The sequence below is a fragment of the Amycolatopsis sp. NPDC048633 genome, from assembly GCF_040650695.1.
Classification (GTDB): Bacteria; Actinomycetota; Actinomycetes; order Mycobacteriales; family Pseudonocardiaceae; genus Amycolatopsis.
The window spans coordinates 128,437-145,128 of record NZ_JBEZHS010000014.1; the positions used below are offsets into that span (position 1 = coordinate 128,437).

General features: G+C 71.5%; 17 protein-coding genes. 7 read left to right on the forward strand and 10 right to left on the reverse strand.

The features are described 5' to 3' along the window. The first annotated feature begins 195 nt into the window (after positions 1 to 195). From AB0C38_RS24925 to AB0C38_RS24940, 4 genes are read left to right on the forward strand one after another with little or no spacing between them, the layout of a single operon-like run. Complete coding sequence (locus tag AB0C38_RS24925; protein WP_360677417.1) at positions 196 to 1,197, forward strand: ABC transporter substrate-binding protein; 1,002 nt, start codon at positions 196 to 198, stop codon at positions 1,195 to 1,197. After that, a complete protein-coding gene (locus AB0C38_RS24930) occupies positions 1,194 to 1,991 on the forward strand; it encodes an ABC transporter permease (RefSeq protein WP_360677419.1) in 798 nt (265 codons plus the stop codon). The genes AB0C38_RS24925 and AB0C38_RS24930 overlap by 4 nt, the downstream gene beginning before the upstream one ends. A gap of 5 nt (positions 1,992 to 1,996) precedes the next feature. After that, positions 1,997 to 2,773 (forward strand): ABC transporter permease, encoded by a 777-nt coding sequence (locus AB0C38_RS24935; RefSeq protein WP_360677420.1) that lies wholly within the window; start codon positions 1,997 to 1,999, stop codon positions 2,771 to 2,773. Between the two features lie 3 nt (positions 2,774 to 2,776). Beyond that, complete coding sequence (locus tag AB0C38_RS24940; RefSeq protein ID WP_360677422.1) at positions 2,777 to 3,643, forward strand: ABC transporter ATP-binding protein; 867 nt, start codon at positions 2,777 to 2,779, stop codon at positions 3,641 to 3,643. On the opposite strand, the gene AB0C38_RS24945 is transcribed toward AB0C38_RS24940, so the two are convergent. Further along, positions 3,585 to 4,670, reverse strand: a complete 1,086-nt coding sequence (locus tag AB0C38_RS24945) for a helix-turn-helix domain-containing protein (protein ID WP_360677424.1) — start codon at positions 4,668 to 4,670, stop codon at positions 3,585 to 3,587. The genes AB0C38_RS24940 and AB0C38_RS24945 overlap by 59 nt on opposite strands. A gap of 99 nt (positions 4,671 to 4,769) precedes the next feature. On the opposite strand from AB0C38_RS24945, the gene AB0C38_RS24950 reads away from it, so the two are divergent. Beyond that, positions 4,770 to 5,981 (forward strand): MFS transporter, encoded by a 1,212-nt coding sequence (locus AB0C38_RS24950; RefSeq protein ID WP_360677426.1) that lies wholly within the window; start codon positions 4,770 to 4,772, stop codon positions 5,979 to 5,981. Here the strand turns inward: AB0C38_RS24950 and AB0C38_RS24955 are convergent. Further along, complete coding sequence (locus AB0C38_RS24955) at positions 5,944 to 7,107, reverse strand: acyl-CoA dehydrogenase family protein (RefSeq protein WP_360677428.1); 1,164 nt, start codon at positions 7,105 to 7,107, stop codon at positions 5,944 to 5,946. The two genes, AB0C38_RS24950 and AB0C38_RS24955, sit on opposite strands and share 38 nt — an antisense overlap. A gap of 182 nt (positions 7,108 to 7,289) precedes the next feature. Here AB0C38_RS24955 and AB0C38_RS24960 point away from each other — a divergent pair, with 182 nt between their 5' ends. Then, positions 7,290 to 8,501, forward strand: coding sequence for an oxygenase MpaB family protein (locus tag AB0C38_RS24960; RefSeq protein WP_360677430.1), 1,212 nt, complete (start codon positions 7,290 to 7,292; stop codon positions 8,499 to 8,501). Here the strand turns inward: AB0C38_RS24960 and AB0C38_RS24965 are convergent. Continuing rightward, complete coding sequence (locus tag AB0C38_RS24965) at positions 8,448 to 9,668, reverse strand: TetR/AcrR family transcriptional regulator (protein WP_360677432.1); 1,221 nt, start codon at positions 9,666 to 9,668, stop codon at positions 8,448 to 8,450. The two genes, AB0C38_RS24960 and AB0C38_RS24965, sit on opposite strands and share 54 nt — an antisense overlap. Positions 9,669 to 10,009: 341 nt before the next feature. On the opposite strand from AB0C38_RS24965, the gene AB0C38_RS24970 reads away from it, so the two are divergent. Next, positions 10,010 to 10,576, forward strand: a complete 567-nt coding sequence (locus AB0C38_RS24970) for a hypothetical protein (protein WP_360677434.1) — start codon at positions 10,010 to 10,012, stop codon at positions 10,574 to 10,576. Here AB0C38_RS24970 and AB0C38_RS24975 read toward each other — a convergent pair. From AB0C38_RS24975 to AB0C38_RS25005, 7 genes are read right to left on the reverse strand one after another with little or no spacing between them, the layout of a single operon-like run. Further along, a complete protein-coding gene (locus AB0C38_RS24975; RefSeq protein ID WP_360677595.1) occupies positions 10,545 to 12,206 on the reverse strand; it encodes a S8 family serine peptidase in 1,662 nt (553 codons plus the stop codon). The genes AB0C38_RS24970 and AB0C38_RS24975 overlap by 32 nt on opposite strands. Before the next feature lie 44 nt (positions 12,207 to 12,250). Then, positions 12,251 to 13,057 carry a dimethylargininase gene (ddaH, locus tag AB0C38_RS24980; protein WP_360677436.1) on the reverse strand — a complete coding sequence of 269 codons (807 nt, stop codon included), beginning with the start codon at positions 13,055 to 13,057 and terminating at the stop codon, positions 12,251 to 12,253. A 17-nt stretch (positions 13,058 to 13,074) separates the two neighbouring features. After that, positions 13,075 to 13,737, reverse strand: coding sequence for a DUF6875 domain-containing protein (locus AB0C38_RS24985; protein WP_360677438.1), 663 nt, complete (start codon positions 13,735 to 13,737; stop codon positions 13,075 to 13,077). Then, positions 13,734 to 15,113 (reverse strand): FAD-binding oxidoreductase, encoded by a 1,380-nt coding sequence (locus tag AB0C38_RS24990; protein ID WP_360677440.1) that lies wholly within the window; start codon positions 15,111 to 15,113, stop codon positions 13,734 to 13,736. Before AB0C38_RS24990 ends, AB0C38_RS24985 begins: the two co-directional genes overlap by 4 nt. After that, a complete protein-coding gene (locus AB0C38_RS24995; RefSeq protein ID WP_360677442.1) occupies positions 15,113 to 15,436 on the reverse strand; it encodes a hypothetical protein in 324 nt (107 codons plus the stop codon). Before AB0C38_RS24995 ends, AB0C38_RS24990 begins: the two co-directional genes overlap by 1 nt. Beyond that, positions 15,429 to 15,836 carry a cupin domain-containing protein gene (locus AB0C38_RS25000; RefSeq protein WP_360677443.1) on the reverse strand — a complete coding sequence of 136 codons (408 nt, stop codon included), beginning with the start codon at positions 15,834 to 15,836 and terminating at the stop codon, positions 15,429 to 15,431. The genes AB0C38_RS24995 and AB0C38_RS25000 overlap by 8 nt, the downstream gene beginning before the upstream one ends. Positions 15,837 to 15,879: 43 nt before the next feature. Beyond that, positions 15,880 to 16,641, reverse strand: coding sequence for a response regulator transcription factor (locus tag AB0C38_RS25005; RefSeq protein ID WP_360677445.1), 762 nt, complete (start codon positions 16,639 to 16,641; stop codon positions 15,880 to 15,882). Between the last annotated feature and the right edge of the window lie 51 nt (positions 16,642 to 16,692).

Consider the following 16,692-nt stretch of genomic DNA (forward strand, 5'->3'; position numbering starts at 1 on the left):
TACCGGGCCGCATCCGTTGCGGAAGAACCGAAACGCCGGCGAACGGTCCGGGCGGGTGCGCGGCCGATGAGTACGAGACGGACACGCTCACAACTTCGCGGTCAAGATTGGCTTCACAATTGTTGACAATGTGGGTAACGTTCGCCCATCGCTCCCCCGCCAGCGCCGTCGGCGCTCTCTCCCGCAGGAGGACCCATGCCCCGCGCCAACGCCGGCACGGCCCGCGTCCGCCACCACACCCGCCGCTTGCTCACCGCGGTCGCCGGGATCGCCGCGGTCACCCTCGTGGCGGCCGGGTGCGGCGGGTCGTCCGGCGACTCGTCCTCCTCGGGTGGGCCGGCGAAGATCACCGTCGGGGTGATCCCGATCGTGGACGTGGCACCGATCTACCTCGGGGTCCAAAAAGGCTTCTTCACCACGGAAGGTCTCGACGTCACCCTGCAGACCGCCCAGGGCGGTGCGGCGATCGTGCCCGCGGTGGTCAGCGGGCAGTACCAGTTCGGGTTCAGCAACACGACCTCGTTGCTGCTGGCCCACTCCCAGGGCCTGCCGCTGAAGGTGGTCAGCACCGGAGTCGCCTCCACCGGCACCGACGGCAAGGACTTCGGCGCGGTCATCGTGAAGCCGGACAGCCCGATCAAGACGGCGAAGGACCTCGCGGGCAAGCGGGTCGCCGTGAACACCTTGAAGAACATCAACACCACGACCGTGAGCAACGTGGTCCGCAAGGCGGGCGGCGATCCGTCGACCATCACCTACGTCGAACTGCCGTTCCCGGACATCGCCGCCGCGGTGGCCAAGGGCGACGTCGACGCGGGGCAGGTCGTCGAGCCGTTCCTCACCATCGCCACCGGGCAGGGCGACCGGCAGGTGGCGTCCAACTACGCCGGCACCGATCCCGACCTGACCATCGGGATGTACTTCACGTCCCAGCAGTACGCGGCGCAGAACGCGAAAACCGTCACCGGGTTCACCGCCGCGATGAAGAAGTCCCTGGACTACGCCTCGGCGCACCCGGACGAGGCCCGCGCGGTGCTGAGCGGCTACACCAAGCTCGACCCGGCGGTGCAGAAGGCGATGGTGCTGCCGCGCTGGCCCGGCGCGGTCGACCGCGACTCCGTGCAGCTGCTCGGTGATCTCGCCACCCGGGACGGCCTGATCACCAAGCCGCTGAACCTCGGCACCCTGCTGCCGTGACGGCCGTCGTCCGCGGGCGCGCGCCCGATCGATGGCGGCAGCCCGCGCTCGGCGTGCTGGGGCTGGTGATCGTCATCGGCGTCGCGGAAGCGCTGCCCCGCTTGCACATCGTCGACCCGCGGTTCCTGCCGCCGTTCAGCGCCATGGTCCGCAGCCTGGCCACGCAGGTGACCGAGAGCGGGTTCTGGCAGGCGCTGGGCCAGACGGTGCGGGGCTGGGCGCTCGGGTTGCTGATCGCCATGGCCGCGGGCATCGTCTTCGGGGTGCTGATCGGCAGCATCCCGGTGGTGCGCAAGGTCACCTCCTCCACGATCGAGTTCCTGCGCCCCATTCCCTCCGTCGCGCTGATCCCGCTCGTCGTGCTGCTCTACGGCAGCCAGCCGCAGTCCGCGCTGGTGCTGGTCGTCTACGCCGCGGTGTGGCAGGTGCTCGTCCAGGTCATGTACGGCGTCGCCGACGTCGACCCGGTCGTGCGCGACACGGCCCGCTCCTACCGGTTCTCGCGCTGGGCGACGGTGCGGACGGTCGTGTGGCCGACCGCCTTGCCTTACGTCGTCACCGGTTTCCGCCTCGCCGCCGCCGTGGCGCTCATCCTGGAGATCACCGCGGAGCTGATCATCGGCGTGCCCGGCCTCGGCCGCTCGATCGGCGTCGCGCAGAGTTCCGGCGCCGTCGCGGACACCTACGCGCTCGTGCTCGTCGTCGGCGTCATCGGCGTCGCGGTCAACGCCTCGGCGCGGGCCGTCGAACGCCGCGTCCTGCACTGGCACACCTCGATCCGGGGAGACCGGTGAAAGCCATGAACCTGGTACGGCGCGCGCTCTTCACCCTGGGCCTTCCCGTCGTCCTCGTCGCCCTGTGGTGGCTGTCCTCCGCCGGCAGCACGGACTTCTTCTGGCCCCCGCTCGAGACCATCGTGCGGGCGTTCCCGGAGACGTGGACGGCGGACCCGATCCTGAACGACGTGCTGCCCAGCCTGGCGCGGCTCGCCGCCGGCTACCTCATCGCCGTCGTCGCCGGGGTCGCCGCGGGCACCGCGATCGGCTCGTCGCGCACCTTGCGCGCGCTCTGCGAGCCGGTGCTCGAGTTCTTCCGGGCGATCCCGCCGCCGGTGCTCATCCCCGTCATCGCGCTGTTCGCCGGGTACACGGCGTCGACCACCAAGGTCGTCACCATCGCCTTGGGCTGCCTGTGGCCGATCCTGCTGAACACCGTCGAAGGCGTCCGCTCGGTCGACGAGGTCCTGCGCGACACGGCCCGCTCCTACCGGTTCGGGCGCCTGGCCACCCTGCGGCACGTGGTGCTGCGCGGGGCGAGCCCGCGGATCGTCACCGGCGCCCGGCAGGCGCTGTCGCTCGGCGTGATCCTCATGGTGATCAGCGAGCTGTTCGGCGCCAACCGCGGGCTGGGCGCGGCGATCGTGCAGTTCCAGCGCAGCTTCGCCATCCCGCAGATGTGGACCGGGATCATCCTGCTCGGCATCATCGGCGTCGCGCTGTCGGGGCTCTTCCGCCTCGTCGAACACCGGACCATGGCCTGGTACCGCGGGGTCCGCCAGGCCGAACGGGAAGGCTGACACATGGCTCACCCCACCGCGGCGCTCGAGGTCACCGGGCTCGCCAAGACCTACCGCGGGCACGGCCGCGACGTCGAAGCCATCCGCGAACTCACCTTCCACGTCGACCGGGGCGAGTTCGTCTGCATCGTCGGCCCGTCCGGCGCGGGCAAGACGACGTTGCTGCGCTGCATCGCCGGCCTCCTGGACTCCTCGAGCGGCCGCGTCACCCTGGACGGGACGCCGGTCACCGGCCCGCCCGCCGGCATGGCCGTGGTGTTCCAGGAGTACGGCCGAAGCCTCTTCCCGTGGCTCACGGTGCGCAAGAACATCGAGCTACCGTTGAAGGAGAAGGGACTCGTCCGCGCCGAGCGGACCACCAAGGTCGACGCCGCGCTCGCGGCCGTCGGGCTGACGGAGAGCGCGGACGCCCATCCGTGGCAGCTCTCCGGCGGCATGCAGCAGCGGGTCGCCATCGCCCGCGCGGTGGCCTACGAGCCGACCGTGCTGCTGATGGACGAACCGTTCGCCGCCGTCGACGCCCAGACGCGCGCGGACCTGGAGGACCTGGTGCGGTCTCTGTGGCGGCAGCTCGGCGTGACCGTCCTGTTCGTCACCCACGACATCGACGAGTCCGTCTACCTGGGACAGCGGGTGCTGGTGCTGTCCAACCGGCCCACCGTCGTGCTCGAGGACGTCCGGGTCGACCTGCCCGGCGAACGCGACCAGCTGCGCACCCGGTCGTCGCAGCGGTTCACCGACACCCGGACCCGCGTCTACGAACTGGTCCAGCGGGCCAAGAAGGGCGAGCGGCCCGAGACCGTCCCCGAACTCAGCGCAGTACGGCCGCCAGCAGGTCGGCCCCCAGCGCCGTCAGATCGGGCACGTTGAGGGTGTACCGGACGTACCTACCGTGCCGGCGGGTGGTGAGCAGGCCCGCGCGACGCAGGACAGCGAGATGACGGGACACCTCCGGGGGTGAAAGCTCCCACGCACGGGCCAGCTCACCGGTCGTGTGCGGGCCGCGGGCCAGGGTGCGCAGCAGCCGCAGCCGGACCGGGTGCACGAGTGCCTCCAGCCGGAGCGAGACCGTTTCCAGCGATACCGGCTTCGACGGGCTCGCCTCGGCGACGGGGTACTGCACCACCGGCTGCCACCCGGGCGCGTGGACCGCCACCAGGTGCGGGCGGCCGAAGACGCTGGGGAGGAAGGTGACCCCGGTGCCGTCGGCGGCGGTCGCGCTGTCCTGCAGCTTGTCCACGATGATGCGGGTGCCGTCCGGCGCCAGGGTGACGGCGCCGGAGACTGACGCGAGCGCCGCCCCGATGCCCTGGCGCCGCAGCAGGTCGTTCTTCAGGCGCAGGTCGGTGGCGAGCTGCCCGGCGACGCTCGTCCAGGCGGCGTCGAAGAACGCCTCGGCGCACTGTTCGAGGGTGTGCCGTACCCGCGCCCGCACGGCCGCGGGGTCCGCGAGCAGCCGTTCCGCGAAGGCCTCTTGGAGCGCGCCGCGGGCCTGGGCGAGGTCCAGGGCCCGCTCGCGCGCCGTCGCGTCGGCGAGCGGTGACGGTGCGCCGAAGTGGACCCGGTTGCTGCCGCACGTGGTGATGAGCGCGGCGGTCACGTAGGTTTCGTCGTCGATCCGGTCGACGTCGTCCAGCTCCTCGGCGAGGGTCGGCCGGGGACGGGCGGGGACCAGGAAGTCGGCTCGTGAGGACCGCCAGAGGAACTCCGCCTCCTTGAGCCGCTCGGCCAGCTCCGGCCGCAGCCCGGCCCAGACGTCCCCGGCCCAGCCGGCGAGCTGCGGGTGGTGCCCGGGTTCGGCCAGCACGTGCAGCATCGCGGTCAGCTCGGCCAGCGGGGAGGCGGCGAACCGCAGCCGCTCGGCCGGCAGGCCGGCGATGTCGATCCTCAACGTCATCCCCTCATCATCGCTGGTCAGCCCGCCGGTGGCCGCGTCGGTTGACGGGGTCCGTCAATCGACGGGGCAAGCCGGTCGGCCGGCCGCACCGTGGACGCCATGGTCACCACCACCAAGATCCGGCCCGGCGCCCTCGTCCGGGCTTCCGGCGGTCCCCGCTATGCCGTCGCGCTGGCCGTGGACGCGCTCGGCACCGGCATGCTGCGGCCCTTCCTGCTCCTCTACGGGGTGACGGTGCTGAGGCTGTCCGCGTCGGTCACCGGCATCGCCATGACGGTCGGCATCGTCGTGGGCCTGGTGTGCGTGCCCGCGGTCGGCCGGTGGCTGGACCGGGGCGCGCGCAGCACGGTCGTGGCGGCGTCGATGCTGGTGCGCGTGCTGGGCGTGGCGCTGCTGCTGGCCGCCCCCGCGGGGCACGTCGGGCTGTTCACGACGGCGGCGCTCTTCCTCGGCATCGGCAACCAGGCGTGGCCGGCCGCCCACGCGGCCCTGGTGGCCACGGTCGCCCACGGCCGGGACCGCGACGCGGCGCTCGCGGGCGGCCGCGCGCTGCGCAACGCCGGCCTGGGGGTGGGTGCGCTCGTCGCCACCGCGTGCCTGGCGGGCGGCACCACCGCGTTGCAGGTGCTGGCGGCCTGCACCGGGCTCGCCTACTTCGCCGCGGCGGCCTTGGCGTGGTCGGTCCACGTGCACGCTCACCCAGCCGTCGCGGCCGAGGACAGCGACGGCGGGCCCGCACCTCGGCTGCGTGCGCTGCTGGCCGCGAACGTGATCTACGTCTTCTGCCTCAACGTCCCCGAAATCGCGCTGCCGCTGGTCCTGGTGACCCAGCTGCACGCGTCCCCGGTGTGGCCGGCGGCCATCTTCGTCGCGAACACGGTGCTGGTGGTCACCCTGCAGGTGCCGGTCACCGTCCTGCTGTCCCGCTTCGCCCGGCGGACCGTGCTGGCTCTCTCCGGCGTGGTGCTCACCGCGTCCTACCTCGGCTTCCTGGCGGCCACGTCCCTGGGAGCCGGCTGGGGTGCCCCGGCCGTCGCCGCGGTGTCCGTGGTCTGCACCATCGGCGAAATCATCTACGCCGGCAGCGCCACCGCGCTCGTCACCGCCCTTGCCCCGCCCCGTGTCCTGGGCCGTGCCCTCGCGCGTTTCCAGCTCTCCACGGGCTTCGGCCTCGCCGTTTCCCCGGCGGTCATCACGGCTCTCGCCTCCCGCGGCCCGGCCGTCCTCTGGGGCGGTCTCACGGCCGCGACGCTCTTCGCGTCCGCCACCGTGGCTAGAGACCCAGGTCGCGGCCGACGATCTCCTTCATGATCTCTGTGGTGCCGCCGTAGATGGTGGAGATGCGCGAGTCGAGGTAGTCCTGCGCGATGCGGTATTCGAGCATGTAGCCGTAGCCGCCGTGCAGCTGCAGGCACCGCCCGACGATGTCGACGTACTGCTCGGTGGTCCAGAACTTCGCCGCCGCGGCGTCCACAGCGGACAGTTCGCCGCGGGAGTGCCGGGCGAGCAGGTCGTCGACGTAGCTGCGGCTCACCCGCACGGCGGTGACCATCTCCGCCAGTTCGAAGCGCGTGTTCTGGAACGACCCGATCGGCTTGCCGAACGCCGTGCGCTGCTTGACGTAGTCCAGGGTGCGCTCCAGCACGCCCTCCGAAGACGCCACGGCGTTGGCGGCGATCGAGATCCGTTCCTGGGGCAGGTTGCGCATCAGGCCGAGGAAGCCCGCGCCCTCCTTGCCGAGCAGGTTGGCGGCGGGCACCCGGACAGCGTCGAAGAAGAGCTCGCTGGTGTCCTGGGCGTGCAGGCCGATCTTCTCCAGGTTGCGGCCGCGGGAAAAGCCGGCGCGATCGGCCTCGATGACGAGCAGGCTGAGCCCGCCGTGGCGGTCCTGACCGGTCCGCACCGCGGTGACGACGAGGTCGGCGTTCTGGCCGTTGGAGATGAAGACCTTGCTGCCGTCGACCACGTAGTCGTCCCCGTCGCGGACGGCGGTCGTGCTGATCCCGGCCAGGTCGCTCCCGGCGCCCGGCTCGGTCATGGCGATCGCGACGACGAGCTCCCCGGCGGCGATCCCGGGCAGCCAGCGGGCCTTCTGCTCGTCGTCGGTCAGGTCGGTGAAGTAGGGCACGACGATGTCGTTGGACAGCGCCACGCAGGCGAGCCCGTCCGACACGGGGTTGCGCGAGAACTCCTCACCGATCACGGCGTTGAAGCGGTAGTCGGTGATGCCGCCCCCGCCGTACTCCTCGGGGATGGAGAAGCCGAGGATCCCGGCGCGGGCGGCCTCCCGGAAGAGCTCACGGTCGACTTTGCCCGCCGCCTTCCACCGCTCGGCGTGCGGCGCGGCGTGCTTGTCGACGAAGGCGCGGACCGTGTCCCGCAGGAGCTCGTGGTCCTCGTCGTAGAGCGGCCGCTTGGCAGGGAAGACAGTCGTCACACGAACTCCTTCGACGTTGCGAACCGGTTCCGGCCGGTGAGGGCCTTGCTGAGAGGCGCCCCGCTTGGATATGTTAACGAGAAATCGCACAACTAGACAAGCTCGGGCACGACGCCGTGCCATCAAGTCCAGGCCCCCAAGCAGAGATGCACGGTTACACCTCCAAGGAAGCAGGTATGTAAATGAGCAATCTCAGCAGGCGGAGCGTCCTGTCCCTCGGCGCGGCCCTGGGGCTCGCCGGGGTGGCGAGCACGGCCGCTCCCGCGTGGGCCTGGTCATCCACGGGCTCGGTGGCCGGCACCGGCTCGGGAGCCGACCCGTGGCAGGTCTGGGACGACCCCGTCGACAGCCTGGTGGCCGGTCTTCTCGACAACGGCCAGATCCCGGCGGTCAACGCCGCGCTGGCGTCGTGGGCGAACAACGACGACGCGGTGCCCGGCGGCCTGCCCGCCGCCCTCGCCACCCACCTGCAGCAGGCCAAGAACCTGCCCTCCTGGGCCGACCGCGCCAAGCTCCGGCTCGCCGCCGACTTCAACCGGCGCAAGGACACCTACCTGTTCATGCTCTACGGCCTCGGCAGCGGCATCATGAGCACGGTGATCCCGCGGGAGGCCGCGTCGGTCTACTGGTCCGCGGGCGGTGCCACCATGAAGGACCGCGCGGCCAAGACCTTCACCTTCGGCTACGACCTGAGCGAGCTGACCGCCTACGAACCCGCCGGGCAGTTCGTGGTCACCGCCAACAAGACGCGGCTGGTGCACGCCGCGGTGCGGCATCTGCTGCCGCAGTCGTCGCACTGGCAGGCGACCACGGACACGCAGATCCCGATCAGCAACGGCGACATCCTGGTCACCTTCCACAGCCTGGGCACCTTCGTGCACCGGAAGCTGCTCGAGTGGAAGGTTCCGATGACGGCCGCGGAAGAGGAGGCCTTCCTGCACATGTGGCAGGTCGCCATCCACCTGCTCGGCGTTCGGGACGAGTTCATCCCCAAGACGTGGGCCGACGCGAACGCGCAGTCGGCGTACGCGCTCACGCCGATCCTCGCCCCGACGACGGAGGGCAAGGCGCTGGCCAAGGACCTGCTCGGCCTGACCGCGCAGGTCGACCTGGGCGTCACCCGCGGGTTCCTCAACGAGTTCGTGCGCTACGTGCTGAACGACAAGATCGGCGACTGGCTCTCCCTGCCGCGCGACTACGCGGCGGCCGCGCTGGTCCGCACCGGGTGGCCCACCTACATCGCGTTCCGCGAGGGGCTGCTGCCCGTGCTGCCGGTCGGGTTCTACATGTTCGACCAGTTCGTGCGCGCGCTGGCGATGCTGTTCCTCAACAACGGGACCTCACCGACCACCACGACCATCGTGATCCCCACTGGCAACCGGCCCGGCGCCTGACGCCGGGAGCCCGAGAGCCCCCACGACCAAGGCGGTGACGGCGGCGCGGTGGCCCGGGCTGTCCTGCCACCGCAGTCTCCGGCCGGCCTCGACCACCACGCCGAACCCCGCGTGCACCAACGCGCGGGCCTGGCGCGGGTCGAGGTCCGGACGGGCCAGCCGCAGCTGCTGCTCCCAGATGGCGATGTGCTCGCGCTGGGCGACGGCCAACGGGCGCTGCAGGGCGGCCGGCAACCCGGCGACCTCGGCGTCGGCGACGCTGGTGAGTGCGGTGTGCTCGAAGCTGTAGGCCACGTACGTCGCCGCCAGGGCGACCACGGCGTCGTGCGGGCCGGCCACCCCGTGCAGGTTCTGTTCCACCGCTTGGGCCAGCAGCCCCGCCGCCTGCAGGCAGGCCGCCGCCAGGATGTCGGCCTTGCCGGGGAAATGGCGGTAGATCGTCGAGGGGACCAGCCCCGCGGCCTCGGCGATCCGGCCGTTCGTGACGGTGGCGAAGCCGTCCTGTTCGAACAGCGGGATGGCGGCGGCGAGGATCTCCGCGCGCCGGGTGCGCGGCACGGGCAGGACGGGCAGCTCGACGGAGCGCGCGCTCCCGACCGGCGCCGCGGGACTGGTCGCGACCACGCGCAAGGCCGACGCGAGCAGCAGGTCCTCGGCCCGGCGCGGGGCGATCGAGGTGCGGTGCATGGTGATCGACGCGATCGCCCCGAGGGCCGCCGCGGCCCGCAGGTGCTCGTCCGGCAGCGGGTGCTCTCGCCGCACCACCTCGGTCACCCGCTCGACGACGTGCGCGAACTTCCCCCTGAGGACCCGGCGGTCCGCCCGCTCGAGGTACCGCGCCTCCCACCGGTACAGCCCGCCCGACGCGCGATGGGCGACGGTGACCCGGGTGACGGCGGCGAGCAGGTCCGCCAGGGCCGCCTCGGGCGGCACCTCGTCGACCGCGGCGACGAGCCGGTCCACCATGACGTTCGCGCACTCGGCGAACAGCGCGTACTTGTTCGGGAAGTGCCGGTACAGCGCCGCCGCGGTGATACCGACGGTGGTGGCGATCTCCTCCATGGACGCGGCGTGGTAGCCGCGCTCGCTGAACACCCGGCCCGCCGCTTCGACGATGAGCTGTCGGCGGTTGCGCGGGCGGGTGGCCGCGGGCGACTCGGCGGTCATCGGCGGACCCGGGCGAACGGACGCGGGAGCAGGGCCATACGTGCCAGTCAATCACGAGCCGGACCCACTGCCCGCGATCAGCACGACCACCTGACCCCACCTCCCGAGGAGTGACCCATGCCGATCGACGCACCTCCCGCCTGGTCCTACCGGCACCACTGGATGGCCCACGCGGCCACCCACGCCGTGATGCGACCCCACGGGCGGCGAGCCCGCCCTCCGCCACCTCGGCGAGACCACGACCTGGGCGCAGCTGTCCCGGCGGTCGTTGCGGCTGGCGGCCGGGCTCGCCGCCCGTGGGGTCGCCGGTGGTGGGGTCGCCGGTGGTGGGGTCGCCGGTGGTGGGGTCGATCGTGGCGAACATCGTCGTCGGCGGCACGGTCGTGATCCACCCGCTGGGCGCGTTCGACCCGAAGGCGGTGCTCGACGCGTACGAACGCGAGGGCGCCACCGTCGTGTTCAACGTGCCGCAGCAATGGGACCTGCTCTGCGCCCAGCCGGACATCGGCGAGCGCGCTGAAGCTGCGGATCATCAGCTGGGGTGCCGCGCCGGCGAGCGACGCGACGCTGCGGGCCATGGCCGAGAAGTTCCCCGGCGCGCTGAACGTGGCCGTGTTCGGGCAGACCGAGACCTCGCCGATCACCCGTCGGTGCGGAAGGTCGCCGTGCTCGGCAGGCCCGACGAACGCTGGGGCCAGGTGCCCGTCGCGTTCGTCGCTCTCGCCCCGGAAGCCGGCCTGTCCCTGCGGGAGCTGACCGGCTTCCTCGACGGGAAGCTCGCGTCCTTCAAGATGCCCAAGGACCTCGTGGTGGTCCCCGGACTCCCCCGCAACGCGGGCGGAAAGGTGGACAAAGGGCTGCTGCGCGCCCAGGACGTCACCCTCGCAGGTACGGTCCGCCCCGAGTGACGGCCGACCAGGCGTCGACCGCGCCGTGGCCGTAGAAGCCGTTGAACGAAGCGTCACCGACGCAGGTCGCGGTGTACGAAGCATCCCGGCCCTCGTCGAGGTAGTCGACCGTGCGGGGTACCGGGCAGGCGACGTCCGAAGCCGTGCCTTCGAGGACTCTCTGCACGACGTCCGGGTCCAGCCCGAGTCCGCCGGACGACGGCGAGCCGTACTCCGACACGATCAAGGCGGCGACCCCCGCGGCATGCGGTGCGGCCATCGAAGTGCCCTGCAGCCACCGGTAGTAGCCGACCCGGCCGCCGGCCGCGGACTTCTGGATGCCGACGGAAACCCCGGCGGGTGTGAGGTCGCCGGCCGCGTCGATGTAGCCGGCGGCGACGCCGACGTTGCGGGGGTAGGTCGACAGGATCTCGTTCTCGCGGCTGTCGTACCACGGGCTGCCGAAGTAGTCCCGCTTGTACCCGCCGGGCGCGGAGACCGAGATCTGCTCGGTGCCGTAGTTCGAATAGTCCGCCTTCGCCTGCGAAGGACCGAAACCGGCGACGCCGATCGTGTGCGGTCCCTCGAGCGGCAGGGTGAGGCAGCTCGCGTTGTCGATCCGGCGCGGGCGCGCGCTGTTCGACGGGTAGTCGGGGCTCGTCGCGTCCGGCTGCGGAGTGGCGAGGTCGCTGTGCTGGTTGCCCAGCGCGACGACCTGGCTGACGCCCTTGCGGTGCGCGTAGTTCAGCGCGCGCTTCGTCGCCTCGATGATCGTGCGCTGCTCGGCCTGCTCCGCGGCCGAGTCGGCGGGGTTCGCGGCACAGTTGAACAGCCACGGGTCGATGTAGAACGACATGTCGACAACGTCGATGCCCGCGTCACCGGCGTAGGTCAGCGCGTCGACGGTCGGCTGCAGGAAGTAGAAGCCCGAGTCCTGCGCGGCGCGGAGGTTCACCAGCGTCACGTTCGGGGCGACGCCGGAGACGCCGAAACCGTTCGCGGCCGCCCCGATGGTGCCGGCGAGGTGCGTGCCGTGCCCGTTGTCGTCGACGTCGACGGGGTCGACGCAGCCGCGGTACTCGCACGGCCCGTCGACGGGCACGCCGTTGACGTCGGCGACGATGTCCTTGGTGAAGTTGCGCGACGCGGCGCGGTCGAAGTTCGGCGCGATGTCGGGGTGACCGCCGTCGACACCGCTGTCGATGATGCCGACCTTGACCCGCTTGTCCCCGGGCTGGACGGTGCGCGCGAGGTCCGACCGCACGGACTTGAGGCCCCAGAGCTGACCGTCGAGCGGGTCGAGGCCGGCGGACGTCGCCGCGGCCCTCGGTGCGGACGCGGCGTCGAGAGCGTCCGTCTCGACGGCGTCCGGCTTCGGCCGGGGCTTGCCGTCCTTCGGCACGGTCCCGATCGCTTTCGCCCTGGCGACACCGAAAACGGCACCGGAGACCCGGTCGGCGAAACCGTCGGCGGGCGCGGCCGCGGTGAGCAGGCCGGCCGCGGCGTTGCTCGTGACGACGGTGCCGCCGGCCGCGCGAACGGCCTTTTCGGCCGCCGCCACGTCGTATCCCCCGGCGCCATTGCTTTCACGGGCCAGGACGGAGAATTCGGTGACGGGCCCCGACGGCGGTGGCTGCGCCGGCGCGGCCATCGCACTCACCAGCGGTACCACGAGCGCCAGCGCGAAAGATCTTTTCACTGTTCTCCCCCTGAATGACGCAGTTCCAGCATGCAGCACTTGACGCTGCCGCCGCCCTTGAGCAGCTCCGACAGGTCGGCGCCGATCGGGTCGAAGCCGCGCTCCCGCAGTTGGGCGATCAGCCCGGTCGCGGCCTGCGGCAGGATGACGTGCCGCCCGTCGGAGACCGCGTTCAGGCCGAAGGTCGCGGCGTCGGCGGCCGAGGCGATGACGGCGTCCGGGTACAGCTTCTCGAGCTGCCGGCGGCTGTCTTCGGTGAACGCCCCGGGGAAGTACATGACCACGTCGTCGTCCAGCACGGCCAGCGCGGTGTCCAGGTGGTAGTAGCGCGGGTCGGTCAGGGTGAGCCCCACGACCGGCAGCCCGAAGAACTCCGCGGCCTCCTCGTGGGCCCGGCGGTCGGTCCGGAAGCCGGTCCCGGCCAGGATCCGGGAGCCCGCGAGCAGGAAGTCGCCTTCGCCCTCGTTGTGCCACCGGGCCTGCCGGACGTCGCGGCAACCGTGCTCGGACAACCACTTCAGGTACGCCGCGGACTCCCGGCGCCGGTGCGGGTGCCGGAAGCGCGCGACCAGCGCCCGGCCGTTCACCACGGTGGCACCGTTGGCCGCGTACACCATGTCCGGCAGACCCGGCACCGGGTCGAGCAGGTCCACCCGGTGGCCCAGCTCGACGTAGAGGTCACGCAGCCATTCCCACTGGGCGACCGCGAGCCCGGTGTCGGTGGGCTTGCCGGGATCCATCCACGGGTTGATCGAGTACTCGACGTCGAAGTACCCCGGTCTGACCATGAGGTAGTGCCGCACGTGTTCTCCTAAGGGGCTCAGGCCGTCTGCAAGGATTTCTCGGTGCCCGCCAGCCGCTTGACCAGCTGGTCGCGGATGCGGGGCGGGATGTCCGGGGCGAACCGCCGGAAGTAGCTCTCGGCGTGCACCGCGCTGTCCATCAGGAACGGCAGGTCGAAGACGACGAGCTTGCGGATGGCCAGCAACGGCACCGGTGCGCGCAGCGCCTTGAACTCGTCGTTCCACAGGCCCGGCTGGTCGCACACCGGGTGGAACTGCCCGATCATCAGGCCGTCGGCGACGAACTTGTCCTTGGCCTCGCGCTGCAGGTCGTCCAGCGCCGTCGCGTCGTGGTGGTCCAGCTGCGGCAGCACGAGGAGGATCGTCAGCAGTTCCCGGTCTGCGGGCGGAAGCCGGCTCGAAAGCCGCTCGTACCACGAACGCAGGCTCTCGATCGCGTCGCGGACGTCCGTCTCGCCGTTCGCGGCGGTCAGTGCGGCCAGGTGGAACAGTCCTTTGTGGAGTGACGGCTGGGTGTAGGGGCACACCGGGCCGTTCCGGCCCAGGTCCGGATGGGAGGACACCAGGTAACGTCCCGCCCAGGCGAGGATCTCCCGGACGTACGGGAGATGCTCCGCCGGCACCGCGCCGGCGCCGACCTCCGCCGCCGTCCAGATGTGGACGTCGTGGTCGCCGATCATGATCCGATGCTTTGCGAGAAAGTGAACACGCCGTCCGGGTCGACCTGGTGCTTGATCTCCTTCAGGCGCGGGTAGTTGACGCCGTAGTAGGCGGTGCGCCAGTCCGCGAGGTCCGGGTCGATGAAGTTCTGGAAGGCGCCCTCGGACACGTACGGCGACAGCGCGTCGCCCAGGTCCGCCAGCCAGCGGAGGTTGGCCTCGACCACGGCGGGCTCGTCGTCCTCGGCCCACGAGGTGTCCATGGACAACAGGAACATCGCGTTCCGGTGGGCGAACGCGGTGTCCGTCGCGCCCACCCGGTTGATCGCGCCGCCCCAGGAGAACAGGGCCGCACCGCCACCGTCCGGGTTGCCGCTGGCGGGCCGGCGTCCGACGAACGACAGCATCGTGGCGATCGCCTCGTCGGGCAGCGGCCGGGTGACGATGTTGGTCCGCACCGCGAACGCGCCTTCGGCGGTCTCGTGCCGCAGATCGTCCTTGGCCTGCCAGAAGGTCCGGTCCGCGAGGTCCTGGCGGATCGGCCGGGCGACGGACAGGACGGGGTCGAGGATCTCCCGCAGCTCCTGCGCGGACCCGAGGTGCTGCCCGATGGCCGACACGATGGTGTCCGGCCCGCCCGCGTCGGAGACCCCGATCCTGGCCGCGAACTCGTCCGGCGCCTGCCGCACGATCTCCTGCAGCACCGAAAGGACCTTCGGCGCGTCCGCGCTTTCCCAGACCAGCAAGTAGGTCGCGCAGTCGGCCACCGGCCGCGCCTGAAACGTGAAGGACACGTTGATGCCGAAGTTCCCGCCGCCGCCCCCGCGGCAAGCCCAGAACAGGTCGGCGTTGGTGTCCGCGTCGCAGTGCAGCACCTGGCCGTCCGCGGTCACCAGCGTGGTCGCCACGAGCGCGTCGGCGGTGAGCCCGAACTTGCGCGAGACGGCCCCGCACCCCCCGCCGAGGGTGAGGCCCGAGATGCCGACCGTGGCGCTGTTGCCCAGTGCGAACGCCATCTCGTGGGGCTGGACGGCGGCGTGGACGTCCGCCATCCGGGCGCCGCCCGCGGCCGTCACGAGACCGCTCGCCCCGTCGGCGGACACGGTGTTCATCGCGCTGAGGTCGATGACCAGGCCGGTGCTGACCGAATGTCCCGCGTAGCTGTGCCCGCCGGACCGGGCGACGACGTCGACATCGGCCTCGCGGGCCCACTCGATGGCCCGCCGGACGTCCGCGGTGTCCACTGCGGACACGACGCCGGCGGGGACGATCCCGGCGAACCGCTTGTTGAACGGCGAGCTGACCGCGCGGAAACCGGCTTCGCCGGGCCGCCGCACGCGGCCGGTCACCGCGCGATCGAGGCGTCGCCAGTCCGCGTCGGAGGGACGTCGGGTCACTAGCTCACCTCGTCGAGGTAGGAGACGCCGGTGGCGGCGTGCGGGCCGTAGCGCTCCCAGACCTCACGCAGCCGGAGGCGGCCGTCTTCGGCCACCTCCGGTGTGTTCACCGTGTGCCCGCAGATCACCTCGCCGGTGGCGAGCACCACCGTGTACCCCAGGTGGAGAGCCCCGTCCGCGCGCTGGGTGCCGGCGATCGACCCGCGCCGCACCTCTCCCCCGGCGAACTCCGCCCAGACGACGTCGTCCTCTTGCCGGTACACGGCCACGGCGTTGGCGTCGTCGCCCGCCTTGCGGAACTTCCGCCCGTCGTAGTCAATCACGGGACCCGGCCTCACCGTTCTCGTGCGCGACGAACTCGGCCGACATCTCCCGATCCCACCAGATCGCGTAGTAGGAGAAGTCTTCGTCGTGGCCGGGAGCGTTGACGAGGTGGTGTTCGATCCCCGGTCTCAGGAAGACGATGTCCCCAGCCGCGAACGCGTGCCGGCGGTCGCCGGTGACCACCTCGGCACTCCCGGCCATCCCGATGAAGATCTCGTGCTCGTGATGGGCGTGGGCCACCGACACGTCACCCGGGCGCAGCACGCACCAGGCCCCTCGAAACGGTGCGGTCAAACCGTTCCACGGATGGAGCAGCTTCATGTCCAGTCCGTAGGCCCGGGTCAGGTTCCCGGGCTCCAGCCTGCGGATGTCCACGGCGGCAAGGTCTTGGTCAGTCACATCCCACTCCGATCGGCGCGGTCTTGTCGGGCGCCGATCGAGGCTATGTTCGCCCGGTTTCCCGGCGATAGGGGAACTGTTCCCGATTGCCGGTGAATTCGCCGCGCCCGAGACCCGCGTCCCGCGCCAGCACTATCGCCTGTGCGCGACCGGCTACGCCGAGTTTGGCGAAGACCGCGGACAGGCGGTTGCTGATGGTCTTGGACGCGAGCCCGAGATCGCGCGCGATCGCCGCGTTCGACCGGCCCGCGGCGATGCGGTCGAGCACTTCCCGTTCCCTGGTCGTCAACTGGGGGAACGGGTACGGCTCCGGAGCGGCCGCGGCCCGCATCAAGGCGCTGAACCGGGCGGCGATCGCCTTGCCGACGATCGCCTCACCCGCCGCCACGACCTGCACACCGCGCACGATCTGGTCGACGTCGGCACCCTTGATCAGATATCCGCGCGCCCCGGCGTGGATCGCCGACCTGATGGCGTTGTCGTCGTCGACCGAGCTCAGGACGAGGACCTTCGTTCCCGGTGAGACCAGCGAGACCCGGCCGATCACGTCCACGGTCAAGGACTCGCCGATCTGCGGGTCGATGACCAGCACGTCCGGCCGGTGCCGGGAGGTCTCCGCGATCGCCGCGTTCGCCGTGGCCGCCTCACCGACCACGCACGCGCCACCGCCGTGTTCCAGCGCGGACCGGACCCAGTGGCGGACCGCCGGCTGGGTGTCGGCGAGCACCACGGTCGGCGAGGCGGGGTCACAGTGTTCGACCGGCCGCAGACGAGCGGTGCTTCCGAAAGTGGCGACCTGAGTCATCGTTCCCCCTACGTCAAGCGCTACCGATCCGTTCCGATCGGCTCCATTCGG